Raw genomic sequence first — 20195 nt, 5'->3', positions numbered from 1 at the left:
GCCAACGATACGGCGCGCAAAAGGTGACACATGCCGTGCCGTCCGCCGAAACGGACGAATCCGAGAGGTTGCGCATCCATGTCGGTGAGACCGGTCGAGGCCGAAGGTCGGTGCGTGGCCATGGTGTGTGACGCCGGTCCCGACGTCGGGATCGGGCACGTCATGCGCTGTCTGGCGCTCGGGGAGGAGCTCGTCGCCCGAGGCGTACGCGTCGTGATGGTCGCGGACCTCGACCTCGTGCCGTGGGCGGCGGAGCAGGTGCGACGCCGGGGGATCGAGATCGCCTCGCCGGGACCGGGCGACGTCCGCGACGTCCTCATCCGCCTCGACGCGGCCTCGGTGGTCGTGGACTCCTATCTCCTCTCGGCATCGGTCTACGCCGACCTGAGGAGACGCTGGCCGCTGCTGGCGCTCACCGACGGCGACCCGCGCGGACGCGAGGCCGACCTGTACCTGGACCAGAACCTCGGCGCGGAGGCCTCCGCCTGGGCCGTCCCGGAGGGGTCCAGGCATCTCGGTGGTCTCGACTACGCCCAGCAGCGACGCGACATCGTCCGGCAGCGTCCGAGCGCGCCCAAGACCGCCGCCGACGAGCACACGCCGCTGCGGGTGCTGGCGTTCTTCGGTGGCACCGACGCCTTCGGGGTCGCACCGCGGGTCGTGCGCCTGGTCGCGCAGGCGGGGAACGCCGTGGAGCTGACCGCCGTCGCCGCCACCCCGGAGCTGGCCGAGGAGATCGCCGGCATCGAGCCGGCGCCGGGCCAGGCCGTCCACGTGATCGGGCCGACCGACACCCTGGCCGAGCTCGTCGCCGACGCGGACGTGGTGCTCAGCGCCGCCGGCACCTCGGCCTGGGAGCTCTTCTGCCTCGGCGCGGCGGTCGGGTTCGTCTGCGTCGCCGACAACCAGAAGGACGCGTACGTCCGGATGGACGAGGACGGCCTGGCCGTGGGGGTCGCCACCCTCGACGAGCTCTCCGACGACCCCGCCGGTGCGGTCCTACGACTTCAGCAGCTGCTCACCGATCCGGATCTCCGCGCCCGCCTCCGCGCCCGGGTCTGGTCCAAGGTCGATGGCCTCGGCCCCGCCCGTGTCGCCGACGCCCTGCTGTCCCTGGCCCGAACCCGCCGAGTCGGCGCATCCTGACCGGGGTTTTGGTCAGACCAGGTCCCAGCTCAGGGGGGTGCCGGCGGCGGCGTCCTGGGTGAACGGACGACCGAGGACGATGTCGATGTCGGCCGGCGGGAGACCGTCGGCGGGACGTACGGAACGGACGTTGTCGGGGGAGACCGGCTCGCCGGCCTTCACGTCGCGGGTGACGAAGAGCGAACGACGGAACCGCAAGCCCTCACGCTCGGCGGTCTTCGGGCCGATCCGGGCCTCGCCGAGCGCCTGCCAGGCGATCTTCGTCTCGCTGACCAGCGAGGCGAACTCGTGCGGCTCCAGGGAGAAGTCGGAGTCGACGGCACCGTCCGCGCGCGAGAGCGTGATGTGCTTCTCGATCACGCAGGCGCCGAGGGCGACGGCCGCGACCGAGGCGCCGATGCCGAGCGTGTGGTCGGAGAGGCCGACGGCGACGTCGAGCCCGTCGCGCAGCACCGGGATCCCGCGGAGGTTGGAGGCCTCCGGAGGAGCCGGGTAGGACGCGGTGCAGGCCAGCACGACGAGGTCGTCGTTGCCGGTCGCCCGTGCCGTACGCACCGCCGCGTCGATCTCGGCGAGGGTCGCGGTGCCGGTGGAGATGATCGTCGGCAACCCGGTCTCGGCGATCGCCCGGACCAGCGGCAGGTCGGTGATCTCGGAGGAGGCCGACTTCAGCATCGGGACCCCGAGCTTGACCAGGAAGTCGACCGCGGTCGGGTCGAAGGCGGCGGAGAAGGGGACCATGCCCAGCTCGGAGGCCAGCGCGAAGATCGGCTCGTGCCACTCCCACGGCGTGTGTGCCTCCTCGTAGAGCTCGTGGAGGCGGCGGTCGGGCCACAGCGGGTGGTCGGCCGAGAGCCGGAAGGCCGGGGTGTCGACGTCGAGGGTGATCGTGTCGGCGGTGTAGGTCTGGATCTTGAGCGCGTGCGCGCCCGCCTCGCCCGCGGCGCGCACGATGTCGAGCGCCCGCTCCAGGTCGCCGCCGTGGTTGCCGGACATCTCCGCGATCACGAACGGCTCGTGACCGGGGCCGATCAGCCGGTCGCCGACGGCGATCTCGTGGACGGTCATCACTGCTCCTTGCCGGAACGTCGGGTGGGTCGGTCGTCGCGGTGCAGCCGGACCGGGATCGCGGTCACGGAGGCATCGCCGACGGTCTGCTCGAAAGGCTCGCCCTCGGTGAAACCGAGCCGGCGGTTCATCGCGCGCACGGACTCGTTGTGGGGGAGCACCTCGCCCTCCAGGACGTCGACGTCGAGCCCGTCCGGTCCGGGGGCGAAGGCGTACGCAACGGCCTCACGCATGATCTTGGTCCACGCCAGCAGCGCGGTGCCGTCGGCGGTGGTGCCGTCGTGGTCGAGGTAGAAGCCCCACGAGGCGCTCCTCGCGGCGGGGTCGTGGTCGAAGAAGCTCACCACGCCGAGCGGACGGGCGGCGTACTCGAACATGAGCACCCGCCGGCTCGGGTCCTGAGCGACCCGGGACCACCAGGCGGCGTGCTCCTCGGCGGTGATCAGGTGCTGGTGGATGCTCACCGACCGGTTCGCGTCCTGGTTGCGCCACGCCAGCATGCTCGTCAGGTCGGCGTCGGTCGCCGGTCGTAACATCGGTCTCCTCGGACGTCATGGGATGCGCCCTCACGTTATATGGTCCGAGGCCATGGAGACTCTTGACCGACCGGCGGTCCGCAAGCTGATGGCCGAGGTGTTGGCCGTGCAGGGGAAGACGCTTCCGGAGGACGACGCCGCGAAGCTGGCCGACATCGGTTTCCGCTCCCTCGACTTCTCCGAGCTCGCGCTCCGGGTCGAGGACGAGATCGGGGACGAGCTCAACTTCGAGGCGGCCGGGCTCCGCTCGATCGAGACGATCGGAGACGTGCTCGACCTGCTCGTGGAGATCCAGGGGCAGTGATCGCCGACAACCTCGTCGTCGATGCCGCGAGCGGTCGCCGGACGACGTGGCGCGAGCTCGCGCAGCGGTCGGGCGGGACGCGACCGACACCGACGGCGTACGCGGTCGAGCGCAGCGTCGACGCGCTGCCGGCGGTCGCCGGGCTGAAGGACGGTGGCGAGCTGCTCGTCGTCGCCGCCGGTCGGCTCGACGACTCGCTCGCCGAGGAGCTGCGTGGAGCCGGGTTCGACCTGGCTGCCGGGGGAGAGGTGCAGGCGGCGACCGTCCCGCGTACGGCCGAGGACGGCCGCGTCTGGTTGCTCACCTCCGGCTCGACCGGCCGGCCCAAGCGGGTCGGTCACACCCTGGCGTCGCTCTCGACCGTGACCGGCGAGCTGGCCCCGCGCACCTGGCTGTGCCCCTACTCGCCCGGCACCTACGCCTGGTGGCAGGTGGTCACCCTCGGGCTGGGCGTGCCGGGCCAGGACCTGGTTCTCGTCGACCCGGCCGACCTGGACGACTGGGTGGCGCCCGCGCTCGAGCACGGCGTCACCGCGGTCTCCGGGACCCCGACGTTCTGGCGACGTACGCTGATGCGCCACGGCGCCGAGCTGCAGAAGCTGCCGCTCGAGCAGGTGACGCTGGGCGGCGAGCCGGTCGACCAGGCGGTGCTGACGCAGCTGGGCGAGGCCTTCCCGGACGCGCGCGTGTCCTGGATCTACGCCTCCTCCGAGGTGGGCGCCTCGATCGTCGTCCACGACGGCCGCGCCGGGTTCCCGGTGGAGTGGCTGGACCGCGACGTCCCCGGCCGCCCGCGACTCGCCGTGGTCGAGGGCGAGCTGGTGATCACCTCGCCGCACCACGGCGTCGACGCCACCGGTGCGGAGCTGGCCGGTGCCGTACGCACCGGCGACGCCGCCCGCATCGAGGACGGCCGGGTGCTGGTCACCGGTCGCCTGGACCGCGACGAGATCAACGTCGGCGGCTCCAAGGTGTCGGCCGGTGCCGTCCGTGACCTGTTGCAGTCCCACCCCGCGATCGCCTGGGCGGCCGTACGCGGCCGGAAGGCGCCGCTGGTCGGCACCATGGTCGTCGCCGACGTGGTCGCCGACCAGGACTCCGGCGTGACCGCCGAGGACCTGACCCGTTGGGCCGCCGAGCGGCTGCCCGAGTACGCCGTCCCGCGGCGCATCACGATGCTTGCCGAGATCCCGGCCAAGGAGACGCTGAAGAGCGATGTCTGATTTCCGACCCATCCCGCCCGCCTCCGTGGTGCTGGTCTCCGGCGCCTCGCGCGGCCTCGGCCTCGCCATCGTCGCCGACCTGCTCGAGCGCGGTGTGAAGGTCGCGGCCTTCGCACGCACGGTGACCCCCGAGCTCGAGGCGCTCGCCACGAAGCACCCCGAGGCCACCCACATCGGCTCGGTCGACGTGACCGACGAGAAGGCCGCCCAGGCGTTCGTCAAGGAGGTCGAGGCGACGCTCGGCGTCATCGACGGCCTGGTCAACAACGCCGCGATCGGGCAGGACTCGCTGCACGTGCACACCTCGTCGGACCGGATCGCGCAGATCATCGAGACCAACCTGACCGCGCCCCTGGTGCTCACCCGGTTCGTGCTGCGGCGCCTGATCGGCAAGGGCCTGACCGGCCGGGTCGTCAACGTGACCTCCATCTGTGGTCAGCGTGGTTACCAGGGCCTGGTGGCCTACTCGGCCACCAAGGGAGGTCTCGACGCGGCGACCCGCTCGCTGGCCCGCGAGCTCGGTGGCCGGGTGCTGGTCAACGCGGTCGCTCCCGGCTTCTTCGCCTCGGAGATGTCCGCGGTGCTCGGTGCGAACCAGCTCGAGTCGATCGCGCGGCGCACACCCTCGGGGGCGATGACCACCCCCGAGGACGTCGTGCCGACCGTGCGGATGCTGCTGCTCGAGCAGACCAACATCAACGGCCAGTCGATCGTCATCGACGGCGGCGGCTCGATCTGATGCCCGAGGGCCGGCTCCGCGTCGGCAGCGACGCCGAGCTCGCCGGCTATCGCGCCCGCAGCCACCTCCACGACGGCCGGGTGGTCGCCTGGGTGGGTTCCTACGACGTGCCGGTGGCGGTCGACGCCGAGGTGGAGCGTACGGTCCCGGCGGCGCTCGCGAGGCGGTTCGGCACGGACGGGTTCTGGGCACGATGGACCCGCGCGGAGTGCGTCGCGAAGCTCACCGGCCGCGGGGTCCTCGACCTGGTGGACCTGATGGCCGACGACCCCGGCGCGGGCGACCGGCCCGGCGCCGAGGTCCGCCTGAGCACCGTACGTCTGCCGGGCGGCATCGTGGTCTCGATCGGCACGCTCGAGCGGCCGAGGTTCCCCGAGGGGTATCGGCCGGAGTGCGGGAGACTGTTCGTTCGCCTGTAACCTCTGGGTTCGATCAGATTCGCGGGTGCGTCATCCGGGTCGCAGCCGAACCGAGAGGGATTGTGCATGGGTCAGGGAATCGTCGACGTCCTGCGTCGCGCCGAACGAAGGATGCCTCAGGGCGTCCGTCGACTGGCTCGTGACGCCGGGCATCGTGTTCTCGGCCACGAGCGCGGTCCGCTCGTCTCCGTCGTGGTGACGGTGACCGACCTGGACAAGCAGTACCTCGCCGAGTCGCTCCTCTCCGTGCGCGAGCAGACCCACACCACCCTCGAGATCCTCGTCGCGCCCTATGGCGAGGCCAGCGTGGTGAGCGACCAGATCCTCGCCGACCTCCCCGGCGACTACCGGCTGCGGCTGCTGGACAGCTCTGCGACGCAGGCCGAGGCCCGCGACCGTGGTGGCCGCGCCGCCCGGGGGGCCTACGTCTGCTTCCTGCTCGCTGCCGACCTCCTCACCCCGAACGCGATGCGCACACTGGTCACCTCCCTGGAGGCCAGCGGGTCCGATCTCGCGGTCGGTCGCATCGAGAGCCGCCAGCGGCTCTCCCCGCCGGTGGTGCCGGCCTACGACCTCGTGCACGCGGAGAACCGCTCCGGTCTCACCCTGGCCGAGTTCCCCGAGGCGCTGAGCGACGTCGGCGTGAGCAACCGGCTCTTCCGCACCTCGTTCTGGCGCCGGCAGGGCTTCAGCTTCGGGGGCCGTGGCGGTGCCGACGCGGTGGGGTTCGACGGCTATCTGAAGGCCAACCGCTTCGACGTGGTCACCGCGCCGGTGTGCGTGGACATGGACCGTGCCGACGGCACCCCGGTCGAGCAGCTCCACGACCAGACCCTCGGGATGGCGGAGTGGATCGAGCAGACCCGGTCGACCTGGGTCGCGATCGGCGAGCTGGCCTCCGGCCTGCGCGACCACTGGGCGCTCGGCGGGCTCGCCGGCCGCGCCAACACCATCCTCGGTGACGTCGAGCGGATGAGCGCCGAGCAGTGGACCAGCCTGCGCGACCTCGTCATCGAGATCGAGCGCGACGTCTCCTCGGAGGTGTGGCTCAAGCTGCCCGTCGAGGTGCGGGCCCGGCTCAGCTACCTCATCGCCGACCGGCGCGAGGAGCTGACCGCGTTCGTCGCGTCGCGCTGGTTCGAGCGCGGCAACCTGCGCACCGAGGTCGTCGGTGGCCAGGTGCGCGGGATCTTCCCCGACACGGACCTGCCGGCGGCCGTGACCACGCTCAACGAGCACGAGACGCCGGCGCGGGTGCTGGTGCGCGACGTACGCCCGCTCGACTCCGACCGGGTCGTGGTCGACCTGGTGGCGCGGATCGAGCTCGTCGACCTCGCCGAGGCGACCCCGTTCTTCACCGCGCGGCTGGTGCCGGACCTGGTCGACGCCGAGGACGAGTACGGCGCCGCGAGCGACCCCGACGCAGCGCTCCCCGACCCGATCGACCTGACCGTGACGCCGCGGCGTGACGAGCAGGCCAACATGACCATCGGTCACAAGTACCAGGACTACCGCGCCGGCGGGTGCCGCACCGAGATCGACCTCACCCGGCTCACCGCCGGGCGCTGGCACCTCGAGGTCACCGTCGGCGTCGACGGCGTCGTCCGCACCACCAGCGAGGTCCAGATCGACACGCGCGGCCCGGCGGGCAACCTGGCGACGCGCTACCGGCCGAGGGTCCACACCTCCGCCGGCCTGTCGGTGGCCTGCGACCGTTTCCTGGACCAGCTCAGCTTCCGCGCCGTCCCGACGACGGCCACCTCCTTGGAGCAGGCGCAGGTCGAGGGCCGCAGCGTCTCGCTGACCCTGGCCGGCGAGCTGCCGCAGGCCGTGCGGGCGATCGGTGGCGGCGTACGCGTCGAGGCGCCCGTCAAGGACGGCAAGGTCACGCTCAGCCTGCCCACCCACGGTGCCGTCGAGCCCGGGGTGCCCGCCGCCTGGCGGCTGGAGACGCTCCAGGACGGGACCTCGGGCCGGATCGTCTGGAACGACCCGCTCGGTGAGCCGTGGGTCGGCGAACGCGGTGGCAGCGTGCTGGCCTCGCGAGACGGCCGCGGCTACGCCCAGATCATCGAGGTGGCCGACACCGTCGCCATCGACCGCGTCGAGCTCGGCGAGGGCCGCATCACCGTGCGGGGCCACTGGCTCAGCTCGATCCCGAAGCACGCCCGGCTGACCCTCGCCGGCTCGCGGCACAGCGAGACCGTCAAGATCGACACCGGCCCTGATGGCAGCACCGCCGCGTTCGAGGTCGTCTTCTCGCTGCGCTGGGACGAGTGGGGTCTGGGCGAGTCCGTCCTGCCCAGCGGCGTCTACCAGTTCCAGCTCACCTGCGGTGCCAAGCGCCCGGGCAACGTCCGCCACACCACCGCGTTCCTCGAGCACCAGGCCGAGTTCCAGACCAGTGACGAGGTCCGGCTGCGCCCGGTCAACGGCAACGGTCCGGGAGTCACCCTGCAGCCGCCGATCCCCGTCGAGCACGCCGGCAGCTACGCCCACAACCTCGCCCGCGAGCGCGTCCTGGCGGCCGAGGAGCCGATCGACGAGTCCGCGGTCTACCTCTCCACCTACGCCGGCTCGACCGCCACCGACTCCCAGCTCGCGATCCACGAGCACCTGCGCCGCACCCGGCCCGACCTCACCCTCTACTGGGGCGTCGCCGACCACGCCTCCCGGGTCCCCGAGGGCGGCATCCCGGTCGTGCTGCAGAGCCCGGAGTGGTACCGGGTCATCGGCACCGCCAAGTACCTCGTGCAGAACATCGACTTCGACCGCTGGTGGCGCAAGCGGGAGGGGCAGCGGTTCCTGCAGACCTTCCACGGCTACCCGGCCAAGTCGATGGGCCTGCGGATGTGGCGCGCGAAGATGTTCTCGCCGCTGCGCTGCGAGGCCGAGCTCGACCGTACGACCGCCGGGTGGGACCTGATCCTGACCCCGACGCCGGAGATGGACCGCTACTACCGCGAGGAGTACGCCTACGACGGCCCGATCCACAGCGAGGGCTATCCGCGCGACGACGCGCTGGTCCGCCCCTCGGCGGCGGATGACCGCGAGCGTACGCGCAACCTGCTCGGGATCGGCTCCCACCAGAAGGTGGTCCTCTACGCCCCGACCTGGCGGGACCACCTGGCGCTCAACTACCGCTCGGCGAAGATGGTCGAGCACCTCGACGTGGTCGCGGCCAGCGAGGCGCTCGGCGACGAGTACGTCATCCTGCTGCGCGGTCACCGGTTCAACTCCAAGGGGAGCGAGCGCAGCGAGCGCACCGCCCGGATCATCGACGTCACCGACTACCCGGAGATCAACGACCTGATCCTGGCCTCCGACGCGGCGGTGCTCGACTACTCCAGCCTGCGCTTCGACTTCGCCCTCACCGGGCGGCCGATGGTGTTCCTGGTGCCCGACCTGTCCGACTACACCGGCGGCATCCGCGGCTTCCTCTACGACTACGCCGACACCGCCCCCGGGCCGATGCTCGACACCGCCGAGGAGGTCGTCGCGGCCCTGTCCGACCTCGACCGGCTCGAGGCGGAGCACCGCGACCGGATCGCCGAGTTCAACGCCAAGTACCAGTACACCCAGGACGGCAAGGCGACCGAGCGGGTGGTCGAGGCCTTCTTCGACAAGCCCAGCTTCGACAAGTCCTGATCGGGATCCACCAAGCAACGATGGCGCCGCCCCGTAGGGGCGGCGCCATCGCTTTGTCGCTAGATCAGGGCAGGCGGGCGAGAGCCGGCTTGGCCACCGAGGTCTTCTCGGGGATCGCGTTCCAGCGCTCGGGCAGGACCACGCGGTGCGGGCCGACCTCGAGGAGGAGCGCGGCGCGGTAGGTCATCCCGTAGGTCTCGACATAGGGCGCGAGCGAGCTGAGCAGGTCCCGAGTGCGCCACTGGGCGGCGTCGAGCACGAGCACCTCGATGTCGAAGGCGTCGAAGTCGAAGGCGTGCCGCTGGTGACCGTCCCGGCGCAGCTCGGCCGCTTCGGTGGTGCGCTCGGCCTGCTTGTTGGCGGCGGCGTGGATCTGCTGGAAGCCGCTGACCCCACGCGTGCCGACGACGTCGGTGGCAGCCAGCAGGTTGCCGTCCAGGTCGGTGTCGGCCAGGCCGGCGATGTCCTCGGTCAGCACGGCGGAGACCGGGAGGATCACGAGCTTGTCGACGTCGGGGAGCAGGTCGGCGACCACGAGCCGCTCGAGCTGGCCGATCGGGAGCAGGCTGCCGTCGGGCTGCTTGATGCCGTCGAAACCGGACACGTCCAGCGCGCTCAGCGTGATCCCCGGCCGGGCGAGCTCGTCGAGCCGCAGGTCGGTGCCGCCGGTCTGGACCCACAGGTGGACCGGACGGGACGAGTACGCCGCGATCGACTTGATCAGCCGGCGCAGCTTCGGGCGCTGCTTCGGACGGGCCGAGACGGCGACGTGGATCGCGTCGGCCGGGACCTGCTCCGGGGTGCTGACCGGGTTGCTGCGTACGTCCTCGGCGATCGAGCTGACCAGCTCGCCGACCTTGCGGGCGCCGGCGCGGCGCTCACGGGCGATCTCGACCTCCGCGGCGGTCATCTCGCGCCACAGCGCGTAGACGTCCTCGACGCTGGCACCGGAGAAGATCTTGGTGAGGATCCTCTCGAGCCGGTCGTTCATGCTCTCCCGGATGCCGTCGAACTCGGCGGGGGTGAGCGGGTTGAGCCCGGCGAAGCGCGGGTCGGAGAGGTTCTTCGGGCGGAAGTCGATGTCGATGCCGATGCTGCGACCGGGCAGGTAGCAGTGCAGGCGGCTGGTGACCAGCTTCCGGTGGTCGCGGCGGTAGCCCTCGAGCATCGCGATCGCGTCGTCGATGTTCTGCACGAACGGGCGGAACCGGACCTCGTCGAGGCCGCCCTGCGCGTAGGTCGGGGCACCCTCGGGGATGGAGCCGTCGAAGACGTCGACGTAGCCGACGGGCGCGTCCGGGCCGGGCAGCTCCTCCGCGTCGGGGAAGACCGTCGAGACCGTGGTCGTCAGGCAGCCGGAGAAGAAGGCGGGCACGCCGACGGAGAGCAGGATGTCGACGGTCGTCCAGTCGCGGCAGCCGATCGGGGCGTACTTCTTGAGGTACTCGATCGTCTCGTCGGTCATCATCGCGCGGGTGCTGCAGTGGAACGAGACGAAGATCGGGCGCAGGTTCTTGTGGAACGGCATCCCGTAGCGCATCTCGAAGATCGGGTGCATGTACCACCCGAAGCCGAGCATCCAGGTGTCCTTCGGGACCGGCTGGTACATCGACGCGTCGCGCTGGAGGGTCATCAGCTGGACCTTGGCGGAGAGACCCTCGCGGACGCGCTCGGGGCGGACCCGCTCGCGCAGCCGGTTGGCCAGGTCGTCGAGCTCGGACTCGCCGGTGAACTCCAGGTCCTGGTGGCGCACCACGTGACCGAGGGAGGCGACGGTCTGGACGTGGTCGCCGATGTTGGCGGAGGCGCGCGAGCGGCCGGGGTGGCCGTAGTCGACGACGGCGTAGGAGACGGTGCCCTCCGGCGCGGCCGGGGCGTCGGGCTCGTCGTTGTCGGCGGCGACCCACGGGCGCAGCCAGTCACGGCTCTCGACGACCCACTTGGTGTCGCCGTTGGTGCCGTCGCCGACGGCCTCGTCGAGCCGGGCGTAGAGGCTGCGGGCCAGCTCCTGGTCGCCGAAGCCGAAGACGCGGCTGGTCATCGCGAGCCAGGCGCGCCCCGGGACGTTCGCAGCGCCGGACTCGGCGAGGTCGCGCAGGGTCGCGCGGGTTGCGTCGGGGTCGACGTGGAGGCCGGACATGACGTACTCGTCGGCGGCCTTGACGGCCCACGTCTCCACCGGGATGCCCTGGAAGAGAGCCCAGGCGCGCTCGTAGAAGCCGCCACCGGCGGCGTTCACCGCGCCGTCGAGGTCAGCGGCGACCACGAGGGGCTCGACCTCGATGGAGATCGGCGCCGGCTTCGCGGGCTGCGCGGTGCCTTCCGAGATGGACGGGACCCGGGCGGTCAAGCTCTGACGCAGGCGCTCGGGAAGCAGCTGGCGAGCGAGTCGGCGAGCTGGGCTGGCCATGGGACTCCTTCATTGATGGTTCGACGCAGTGTCGTCGGGCGGAGCCGCGATGTTCGCGGTCCGTTCACACGTTTCCCCCTATGATCCAGGCCGGATATCCTGCCCGAAGAATCGGCATTCCCCAAAGACGACGACTAATCTCTGCGCATGCCGATCCCCAACCCCCACGAGCAGGTCGCGCTCCCCGAGGGCCGCTACCTCACGATGTGCAACGAGATCGCGACCAAGTTCGGCGGACAGACGCGGGCGATGATCATGCGCAACCGCCTGATCACCCAGCACACCGGGATCCCGACCACGCTGCTGACCACCGAGTCGAAGCCCGTCTACGACGAGGTGCGCGCGGTGCTGCGCGAGTCGGGCCAGCTGATCGAGGGCATGGACCTCCTCAACCTCTACGAGTGGTATCGCCACAACACCCCGACCGACGCGCCGGACGAGTCCGTGGCCGCGCTCGGGGGACGCCTGGCCGAGGTGGCCGGCACGACCACCTCGGACGTACTCCACCCCGACGGCACCGTCTACTACACCGCCCACTCGCAGTCGGGGAAGGACCTGGCGCGCGACTACCGTCGCGCCGACGGGTCGATCTACCTGCGGGCGCCGGGTCCGGGTGCCCCGGCCGCGTCCCGGGTGCCCTACATCCTCACCGACGCCGAGGGCCGTCCGATCCGGTCGTGGGAGACCGTCGGCGGCTGGCTGTGGCACTGGCTCGAGATCCTCGCCGGCGACGCCGAGCGGGTCTTCTTCGTGACCGACTCCCGGTTCGCGCTGCGCGACGTCATGCCCCGCCAGGACGACCGCTTCTACTTCCTGCACCTCATGCACAACAACCATGTGGTGAAGGAGCGGCGCTGGAACTCCCAGCTCTCGGGCAAGTACGCGCCGCTGCTCGACAACATCCACGAGTACGACGCGCTGGTCAACCTGACCCATCGCCAGTCCGAGCACATCGCGATGCGCTACGGCTCGACCTCGCACCGGTTCGTCGTGCCCAACCCGGTCGAGCTGCCGGAGCTGCCCGAGACGATGCCCGAGCGGGAGCCGGCGACGTTCGTCACCGTCGCCCGCCTCGAGCCGCAGAAGCGCCTCGAGCACGCCATCAAGGCCTTCGCGAAGGTGATCGAGAAGCGGCCCGAGGCCAAGTTCCAGATCTACGGCGACGGCAAGCTCTACAAGCCGCTCGCCGACCTGATCGAGACCCTCGACGTCGGCAAGAACGTCCAGCTCATGGGCCACGACCCGCGAGCCAAGGAAGCCCTGCTGCACGCCACCGGCTTCATCATGACCAGCGTCAACGAGGGCTACCCCCTCGCGACCCTGGAGTCGCTCTCCTTCGGCTGCCCGGTGATCAGCTACGACATCAACTACGGTCCGCGCGAGCAGATCAGCGACGGTGTCGACGGCTTCATCGTCGAGGCCGAGGACATCGACGCCGTCGCCGATCGCTGCATCCGGATGATCGACGCCCCCGAGATGGTGGCGGAGATGTCTCGCAAGGCGCTGGAGAAGGCGAGCAAGCACACCTGGCGCGCGTTCCTCGAGGACTGGCGCGTCGCCTTCGAGGGCGCGGTCGCGCAGCGGCCGGGCCGGATCGAGAAGGCCCGAGCGCGGCTCGACGTCCATGCCCTCGGCTGGGCGCGCCCGATGCCCGAGGGCGTCGCCACCCGGCTGCCGGGTCCGGCCGGCCGACTGGGGCGCACCCAGGCGAGCTCGGCCGCCTTCCGCGACTCTCGTACGCTCCGCTTCGACGCCACGCTCCACGTGATGGGCGAGTGGCCCAAGGGCGTGATGGCCGATCGCATCGTCACCCTCGACGCCGTCTGCAACGAGACCGGCGAGGTGGCCGGGCTGCCGCTCGAGGTCTCGCCCGAGGGCCGGGGCGCCTTCCGGCTCGCCTCCCGGTTCGACCTCGCGGAGGTCTTCGAGGAGTTCTCCGAGGACGCGCGCAACCTGGACCTGCGGCTCCGGTTCACCGTCCACAACTGGAACTGGCAGACCAGGCTCGGCCGGCCCCGCGAGGCGCGTCCGAACTTCGAGGTGTCGTTCGGCCCGAACGACGTCCTGCACCTGCAGCGACGCTGATCGGTCCGCGCGGACGTCAGTCCGTGCGGACCACGTGCAGCTTCGCCCGCCGCTCCAGCCGGAAGCCGGGGCGGTCCTGGAAGTACTCGTCGACGGCGTCGCGGCACCCGCTGTAGTGGAAGTAGTCGTCCAGGACGATCCGTCCGCCCACGACCAGGTGGGGAGCGATCCGCTCCAGGCAGGTCATCGTCGACTCGTACCAGTCGCCGTCGAGGTGGGCGAAGGCCACCGGCTCGTCGATCTCCAGCGTGTCCTGGAACAGGCCCTGCACCAGCTCGACGTGGTGCTCGGCCGGCTTGATCCCGTGCCGGACGAACGAGTCGCTCACCTCGTCGTAGAGGTTGTCGCGATAGCCGTAGTAGGTCTCGCCACCGATCCCCTTCGACGTGCCGCTGACGATCTTCCGGTAGCGCTCGTGCACGTCCTCGCCGTCGCGCTCGGACGGCTCTGGGATCATCCCGAAGACGTCGTAGACCTTCATCGGCCGCTGGGGGTCCTTCGCCGCCGCCATCACGATCGCGGAGCCGCCGAGCGCCGCCCCGGTCTCGATGATCAGGCCGGGCCGGCCCTGGAGGTCGGCGTCCAGCACCTGGCGGGCGAGCACCTGCAGGTTCTCGGGCTTGAGGTAGGTCAGGTGCTCGGCGCGGACGCCGTCGAGGACGGTGCGGACCTCGGCCGGGATCGCGAGGTCGACCAGCGGGTCGCGTACGGACTCCCGGGTACGTACGGTCTCCGTCCGCAGCCGCTCCACCTCGGCCTGGAGCTCGGCGGTGGTCGGCGCGGTCCTCGTCCGGGCCTCGGGCCGTCTCGATACGGCTGGTGTCTCCACGGCGGGCCTGCGGGCGACCACGACGTAGTTCTTCGGCATGCCGCGCTCGAAGCGGCGACCGGAGACCTCCAGGCGCGCGTAGAGGCGGCTGAGATGGACCGCGACCCGCTGGTTGAGGAGCACGATCGGGGCGATGTAGGCGAGCTTCCAGCGCAGACCGCGACCGCGGAGCTCGCCGACCTTCGCGGGGAGGTTGCGGGCCATCATCTGGTAGTTGTAGGCGACCGTGCCGAAATAGCCCTCGAGCCAGTTCATCCGGGCGATCTCGAAGCCCGCTTCCTCGAACAGCTTCCGCAGCGAGAACTGGGTGTAGCGGAAGAAGTCGTACGGCTTCTGGTGCTCGGCGAAGAAGAGGGGCGCCGAGAGGAAGATCCGGCCACCGGGCTTGAGCACGCGGTAGAGCTCGGCGATGGCCTTCTCCGGCTCGGGCACGTGCTCGAGGACCTGGTTGCAGATCACCCGGTCGAAGTGCCCGTCATCGACCGGGATGTCGGTGATGTCGCAGACGTAGTCCAGGGGCGCGTACGTCGAGTCCAGCTGAGCGAAGTCGGCGGCCTCGTAGTGGGCGTGCTTGAACAGCTTGCGGTAGGGCGAGCGGCCCGCACCGGCGTCGAGGACACGCATGCCACGCTTGGTGCCTCTGGCGAAGCGCGCCATCTCCTGGCGCAGGCGCACACGGGATGGATTGACGTGCCGGGGCCGCATGAAGCGACATTAGCGCTGTTGAAGCGGGGTCTCCCGTAATCCGCGCAGGACGGCGTCGCGAACCGGATCGTGCAGGCGGCGCTCGACGAGGTAGTGGAGCGCGATGGCCAGCACGAGGGCGGTCGAGACGGCAGCGGCCAGGACGACGTACTCGTCGTAGCGGCCGTGGAACGTGTCGATCACCCAGAACGCGAACTGCGCGTGGATCAGGTAGAGCGGGTACGTCAGCGCCCCGAGGGTCGTCAGGAAGCGCGCCTCCACCCGGCCCAGCGGGCCGGCCGAGACCAGCCAGACGAGCGCCGCGAACGCCACGATCGCCCAGCCGGTGACCGTCGGCGAGACGGTGGCGCCGACGAGCTCCGTGGCCCGGTCGGCGTACTCCGTCGCCTGGCGGATGCCCAGGATCACGTTGTAGGCGACCGCGAGCCAGGCGATGAACGAGTTGCCGAACCGGTAGATCAGGAAGAGCGCCATGCCCATCGCGAAGAACGGGGCGTACTCGGCGAAGAGCAGGGAGTTGAGCATGCCGGAGTCGGTCGCGCGGGCGACCTGGGCGAGCAGCGGCCACAGGAAGACGACCGCGATGACACGCTGCTTGGTGATCCCGACGAGCAGGAAGACCCCGATCAGCAGGTAGAACTTGAGCTCGATCCAGAGCGTCCAGAACGCACCCTGGGCGCTGAGCACGTTCCAGGCGTCCTGGGTCATCGTCATGTTGATGAGGCCGCCCACGAAGCCCTGGTCGCGGCCGCCCTTCCAGTACGCCTGGAGGATCAGGGTGATGATCACCGCGACCCAGTAGGCGGGGAAGAGCCGGGCGACGCGGGAGGAGACGAACCGGGGCAGGTCACGTCCCCACGCGGTCATCAGGATCACGAAGCCGCTGATGATGAAGAAGAGCTCCACGCCGAGGTAGCCGTAGCGGGTGACGTGGTTGAGGGTCGGGAAGACCTCACGGGGGTCGATGCCCCAGTAGGGCGTCGCGATCCCGGTCAGGTGATAGCCCACGACGACCGCGGCCGCGATGAACCGGAGCGCGTCGAGCGCGCCGAGCCGGGAGCGGCGTACGGGCTTCTTGGGCTCGGGGGCGGGTTCGGAGGCGGGGGCCGTGTCCGCCTGGACCGTGGGAGCGCTGGTCATCGGGTCAGTTCCCCGCCGCGGCGTCCAGGGCCTCCTGGATCGGGTCGATGCGGCGCAGGTCGATGACATGGCCGGTGCTCGACGCGATCAGGGTGTCCAGCGACGCCCGCGCGACCGCCTTCGACTCGAGCAGCGTGTGGGACGGCTCCTGGCCGAACGCCTTGGTGCGCATCGGGGTGCCGGTGCGCTCGGGGTTGATCGCGTTGACGCGTACGCCCTGGTCGGCCCACTCGTCGGCGAGGGCCTGGGTCAGGTTGACGGTGGCCGCCTTCGCCGAGGAGTAGAGCGCGTAGCCGCGGCGGCCGCGGGTGTAGGAGCTCGAGGTGAAGAAGAGGAGCGAGCCCTTCGCCCGGGCGAGGTAGGGGAAGAACTCCTGCGCGATCAGGACCGGCGCGATGTAGTTGATCTCGGTCGCGCTGTAGATCGTCTCCTCGGAGACGGTGGCGAGCTCGCCGCGCGGCAGCACACCGGCGGTGTTGACCACGAAGTCGATCGAACCGAAGCGCTTGCCGGCGTCGGCCGCGGCGGCGACGATGTCGGCCCGCTTCGAGACGTCGGTGCTGGTCGCCGAGCGGCTGTAGGAGGCAACGTTGGCGCCGTAGGACTCGGCCAGCTCCGCGATGTCGGCGCCGATGCCGTAGCTGCCGCCGAAGACGACCATGTTCTTGCCCTCGAGGGCTGCCCGGTAGTCGGCCTCGGCCTTCTGCGGGAACTGCTGGTGAGCGGTGAGCTGGAAGAGCTTGTCGGCGATGTAGACGTCGATCGGCTCGGTGACCTTCATGTTCTGCTCGTGGCCGTCGACCACCCAGATCTTGGTGTCGGGGAGGTACTTCAGCACGACGCTGCAGTCGTCGGTCGCCTTGAACTGCGGGTCCTGGTCGGCGATCTCGTAGGCGCGCTTCAGGGTCGAGGCGAGGAAGGCCTGCGGGGTCTGGCCGCGGCGCAGCCGCGAGCGGTCCGGGATCTGCGAGATGGTGTTGTCGTCGTTGAGCTCGATGATCGTGTCCGCGGACGGGATCGCCACGTCGACGGCCTGGTAGGTCACCAGCGCCTTGAAGCAGTCGGTGATCACGTCCTCGCTGAGCAGCGGGCGTACGGCGTCGTGGAGGAGCACGTTGCAGTCCTCGCCCTCGGGGAGGGCGGCCAGGGCGCGCTTGGTCGTCTCGTTGCGGGTCTCGGCGCCCTCGAGGATCTTGGTGACCTTCGGGTAGCGGCCGTCGCGGGTCATCGCGTGCACGGCGTCGAGGTGGCCGGGCGCCATCAGGATGATGATCTCGTCGATCTGCGGGTGGCGGTCGAGCACGCCGAGGGTGTGCTCCATGATCGGCATCCCGGCGATCTTGATGAGCTGCTTCGGGATGTCGAGACCCACGCGGGAGCCCACACCGCCGGCAAGCAGCACGGCAACGTTACGGAGCACTGAACACAAACCCTTAGGTAGATGGCGAGGAGGGGTGGATTGTTCCACGCCGCGCACCGGGGACTCCAATGCTGGGGCGAGGTGATACCGAGCCGTTGCCTCGAGGTGGGATCCGCAGTGTGACCAGCTGTGTGATCCGCGGTGTGTGATCGCAGTCACGTCAGCTGGATGTTTCGTAAGGGTGACCGGCGGCGTACCTTTGTTTCGGCTCGGTCACGGTGGCTGAGCAGGCAGGCACAACGTCTGGTACCCATCCCGGCTCCGCTCACAAGGGGGAGTGGTCGGAGGGACTGGAACGAAAGGTCTACAACCATGAACCCACTCAGGGTGGGCGTCGTCGGCGCGGGTCGCGTCGGGGCCGTCCTTGCCGCAGCACTCCGCTCGGCGGGCCACGAGATCGTGGCCGTCGCGGGCGAGTCGGACGCCTCTCGCGGACGCATCGCCGACCTTCTTCCCGGCGTTCCCGTCGCCAAGCCCACCGCTGTGGCCAGAGCGTGCGACCTCCTTCTTCTCACCGTCCCCGACGACATGCTCGGCAACGTCGTCAAGACGATGACGGACGCCGGCGCCATCCGGCCCGGGATGTACGTCGCGCACACCTCCGGCCGGCACGGCCTGGCGATCCTCGAGCCGGCCGCCGCGATCGGCGCCCATGTGATGGCGGTCCACCCGGCGATGACGTTCTCCGGCACCTCGGTCGACCTCGCCCGGCTCTCCGGCTGCGTCTTCGGCCTGACCGCCGCCACGCCCGTCGACCGAGCCTTCGCCGAAGGGCTGGTCCGCGACCTCGGTGGCACGCCGATGTGGGTGCCCGAGGAGATGCGGACGCTCTACCACGCGGGGCTCGCCCACGGTGCGAACCACCTGGTCACCCTGGTCACCGAGGCGATGGAGATCCTCGCCGCCGCCGGTGCCACCGACCCTGCCGGCACCCTGCGGCCGCTGCTGACCGCGGCCCTCGACAACGCCCTGGACCACGGCGACGCGGCGCTGACCGGCCCGATCGTCCGCGGCGACGCGGGCACGGTCGCAGCCCACCTCGACGACATCCGCACCAACGCTCCGCAGACCCTGGCGTCGTACGTCTCCATGGCGCGGGCCACGCTCGACCGGGCCGTCTCCGACGGACGGCTGCTGCCGATCCGGGCGCTCAAGATCAAGAACCTGCTCGACGACGCGGACAGGGCTGCCGTGCAGCCGCTTCCGCGCCCGATCCACCTCTGGAACCAGTGATGACCCTCGTCGCCAGCACTCGCGAGGAGCTCGCGAAGCTCCTCGACCCCGCCCGCCGCGAAGGCGCGAGCGTCGGGTTCGTGCCCACGATGGGCGCGCTGCACGAGGGCCACGCGTCCCTGATGCGGGTCGCCCGGGAGCGGGTCGGCAACGGTCCCGTCGTGGTGTCGATCTTCGTCAACCCGCTGCAGTTCGGCGCCGGCGAGGACCTCGACCGCTACCCGCGTACGCTCGAGGCCGACCTGGAGGTCTGCGAGCGCGAGGGCGTCGACATCGTCTTCGCGCCGTCGGTCGACGAGGTCTACCCGGGCGGGCTGCCGCAGGTGACCGTGGCCCCCGGACCGCTCGCCGACGTGCTCGAGGGCAAGACCCGGCCGGGCCACTTCGGCGGCGTGCTCACCGTCGTCGCGAAGCTGTTCGGGCTGGTGAAGCCCGACGTCGCCGTCTTCGGCGAGAAGGACTACCAGCAGCTCGCGCTCATCCGCCGGATGTCGGCCGACCTGTGCCTCGGCGTCGACGTCGTCGGCGCACCGACGCAGCGCGAGCCCGACGGCCTGGCCCTCTCCTCGCGCAACCGCTACCTCACGCCCGAGCAGCGGGAGGAGGCGACGACGCTGTCGCGGGCGCTCTACGCCGCGCAGCGTGCGGCCACCCACGGCGTCGAGGCCGCTCTCCAGGCGGCCCGCACCGAGCTGCGCCAGGCGAAGGGGGTCGACGTGGACTATCTCGTGGTCACCGACCCCGCGCTCGCGGCGCTGCCCACCGAACCGGAGCCGGCCACCGAAGCCCGGATCCTCATCGCCGCCCGGGTCGGCACGACCCGCCTCATCGACAACATGAGCCTCACGATCGGAGCATCCCGATGACTCGTCTGCGCACCATGATGACCGGCAAGATCCACCGCGCCACGGTCACCCAGGCAGACCTCCACTACGTCGGCTCGGTCACCGTCGACGCCGATCTCCTCGACGCCGCGGACATCCTCCCCGGCGAGCTGGTCTCGATCGTCGACATCACCAACGGCGCCCGGCTGGAGACCTACACGATCGCGGGCGAGCGCGGCAGCGGCGTACTCGGCATCAACGGCGCCGCCGCCCACCTGGTCCACCCCGGCGACCTGGTCATCCTGATCGCGTACGCGCAGATGAGCACCGAGGAGGCCCGCGCCTTCGAGCCGCACGTCGTCCATGTCGACGAGGCCAACCACATCGTCGCGCTCGGCTCCGACCGGAGCGAGCCGGTTCCAGGGACCGACCAGATGCGTGGACCGCTCGTTCTCACGCAGTAGCG

Annotated in this window: 16 protein-coding genes; 10 read left to right on the top strand and 6 right to left on the bottom strand. The window is 70.7% G+C overall.

Features of this window, described 5'->3' with window-relative positions:
• The first annotated feature begins 78 nt into the window (after positions 1 to 78).
• On the top strand, positions 79 to 1146 hold the full coding sequence (locus ACZ6WN_RS11460) for a PseG/SpsG family protein (protein WP_465864758.1): 1068 nt from the start codon (positions 79 to 81) through the stop codon (positions 1144 to 1146).
• A gap of 12 nt (positions 1147 to 1158) precedes the next feature.
• Here ACZ6WN_RS11460 and pseI read toward each other — a convergent pair whose 3' ends face one another.
• Entirely contained in the window at positions 1159 to 2214 is a 1056-nt protein-coding gene (gene pseI / locus ACZ6WN_RS11455) for a pseudaminic acid synthase (protein ID WP_465864757.1), read from the bottom strand.
• Positions 2214 to 2750, bottom strand: coding sequence for a GNAT family N-acetyltransferase (locus ACZ6WN_RS11450; protein ID WP_465864756.1), 537 nt, complete (start codon positions 2748 to 2750; stop codon positions 2214 to 2216). The genes pseI and ACZ6WN_RS11450 overlap by 1 nt, the downstream gene beginning before the upstream one ends.
• Positions 2751 to 2802: 52 nt before the next feature.
• Between ACZ6WN_RS11450 and ACZ6WN_RS11445 the strand changes: the two genes are divergently transcribed.
• From ACZ6WN_RS11445 to ACZ6WN_RS11425, 5 genes are all read left to right on the top strand, one after another.
• Positions 2803 to 3054 carry a phosphopantetheine-binding protein gene (locus tag ACZ6WN_RS11445; RefSeq protein ID WP_465864755.1) on the top strand — a complete coding sequence of 84 codons (252 nt, stop codon included), beginning with the start codon at positions 2803 to 2805 and terminating at the stop codon, positions 3052 to 3054.
• Positions 3051 to 4277 (top strand): AMP-binding protein, encoded by a 1227-nt coding sequence (locus ACZ6WN_RS11440; protein ID WP_465864754.1) that lies wholly within the window; start codon positions 3051 to 3053, stop codon positions 4275 to 4277. Before ACZ6WN_RS11445 ends, ACZ6WN_RS11440 begins: the two co-directional genes overlap by 4 nt.
• Positions 4270 to 5016 carry an SDR family NAD(P)-dependent oxidoreductase gene (locus ACZ6WN_RS11435; protein WP_465864753.1) on the top strand — a complete coding sequence of 249 codons (747 nt, stop codon included), beginning with the start codon at positions 4270 to 4272 and terminating at the stop codon, positions 5014 to 5016. Before ACZ6WN_RS11440 ends, ACZ6WN_RS11435 begins: the two co-directional genes overlap by 8 nt.
• On the top strand, positions 5016 to 5435 hold the full coding sequence (locus ACZ6WN_RS11430; RefSeq protein ID WP_465864752.1) for a hypothetical protein: 420 nt from the start codon (positions 5016 to 5018) through the stop codon (positions 5433 to 5435). Before ACZ6WN_RS11435 ends, ACZ6WN_RS11430 begins: the two co-directional genes overlap by 1 nt.
• 66 nt (positions 5436 to 5501) lie before the next feature.
• Positions 5502 to 9083 (top strand): bifunctional glycosyltransferase/CDP-glycerol:glycerophosphate glycerophosphotransferase, encoded by a 3582-nt coding sequence (locus ACZ6WN_RS11425; protein ID WP_465864751.1) that lies wholly within the window; start codon positions 5502 to 5504, stop codon positions 9081 to 9083.
• Positions 9084 to 9147: 64 nt separating this feature from the next.
• Here ACZ6WN_RS11425 and ACZ6WN_RS11420 read toward each other — a convergent pair whose 3' ends face one another.
• Positions 9148 to 11493, bottom strand: coding sequence for a glycosyltransferase family protein (locus ACZ6WN_RS11420; protein WP_465864750.1), 2346 nt, complete (start codon positions 11491 to 11493; stop codon positions 9148 to 9150).
• A 147-nt stretch (positions 11494 to 11640) separates the two neighbouring features.
• Here ACZ6WN_RS11420 and ACZ6WN_RS11415 point away from each other — a divergent pair, with 147 nt between their 5' ends.
• Positions 11641 to 13578 carry a glycosyltransferase gene (locus ACZ6WN_RS11415; protein WP_465864749.1) on the top strand — a complete coding sequence of 646 codons (1938 nt, stop codon included), beginning with the start codon at positions 11641 to 11643 and terminating at the stop codon, positions 13576 to 13578.
• A 16-nt stretch (positions 13579 to 13594) separates the two neighbouring features.
• Here ACZ6WN_RS11415 and ACZ6WN_RS11410 read toward each other — a convergent pair whose 3' ends face one another.
• The 3 genes from ACZ6WN_RS11410 to ACZ6WN_RS11400 are packed head-to-tail and all read right to left on the bottom strand — an operon-like array spanning position 13595 to position 17672.
• A complete protein-coding gene (locus tag ACZ6WN_RS11410; protein WP_465864748.1) occupies positions 13595 to 15112 on the bottom strand; it encodes a class I SAM-dependent methyltransferase in 1518 nt (505 codons plus the stop codon).
• 9 nt (positions 15113 to 15121) lie between these two features.
• Entirely contained in the window at positions 15122 to 16252 is a 1131-nt protein-coding gene (locus ACZ6WN_RS11405) for an acyltransferase family protein (RefSeq protein ID WP_465864747.1), read from the bottom strand.
• 4 nt (positions 16253 to 16256) lie between these two features.
• Entirely contained in the window at positions 16257 to 17672 is a 1416-nt protein-coding gene (locus ACZ6WN_RS11400) for an SDR family NAD(P)-dependent oxidoreductase (protein ID WP_465864746.1), read from the bottom strand.
• 312 nt (positions 17673 to 17984) lie between these two features.
• On the opposite strand from ACZ6WN_RS11400, the gene ACZ6WN_RS11395 reads away from it, so the two are divergent.
• Genes ACZ6WN_RS11395 through panD form a run of 3 tightly spaced genes read left to right on the top strand, consistent with a single transcriptional unit; the run spans position 17985 to position 20193 of the window.
• A complete protein-coding gene (locus ACZ6WN_RS11395; RefSeq protein WP_465864745.1) occupies positions 17985 to 18905 on the top strand; it encodes a Rossmann-like and DUF2520 domain-containing protein in 921 nt (306 codons plus the stop codon).
• Positions 18905 to 19771, top strand: a complete 867-nt coding sequence (gene panC / locus ACZ6WN_RS11390) for a pantoate--beta-alanine ligase (protein ID WP_465864744.1) — start codon at positions 18905 to 18907, stop codon at positions 19769 to 19771. Before ACZ6WN_RS11395 ends, panC begins: the two co-directional genes overlap by 1 nt.
• Positions 19768 to 20193 (top strand): aspartate 1-decarboxylase, encoded by a 426-nt coding sequence (gene panD / locus ACZ6WN_RS11385; RefSeq protein WP_357336226.1) that lies wholly within the window; start codon positions 19768 to 19770, stop codon positions 20191 to 20193. Before panC ends, panD begins: the two co-directional genes overlap by 4 nt.
• Positions 20194 to 20195: the final 2 nt, after the last annotated feature.

The organism is Nocardioides sp. NPDC054178 (assembly GCF_055585005.1).
The sequence above is the reverse complement of the archived record's forward strand: the minus strand, read 5'-3'. Positions and strand labels throughout refer to the sequence as shown.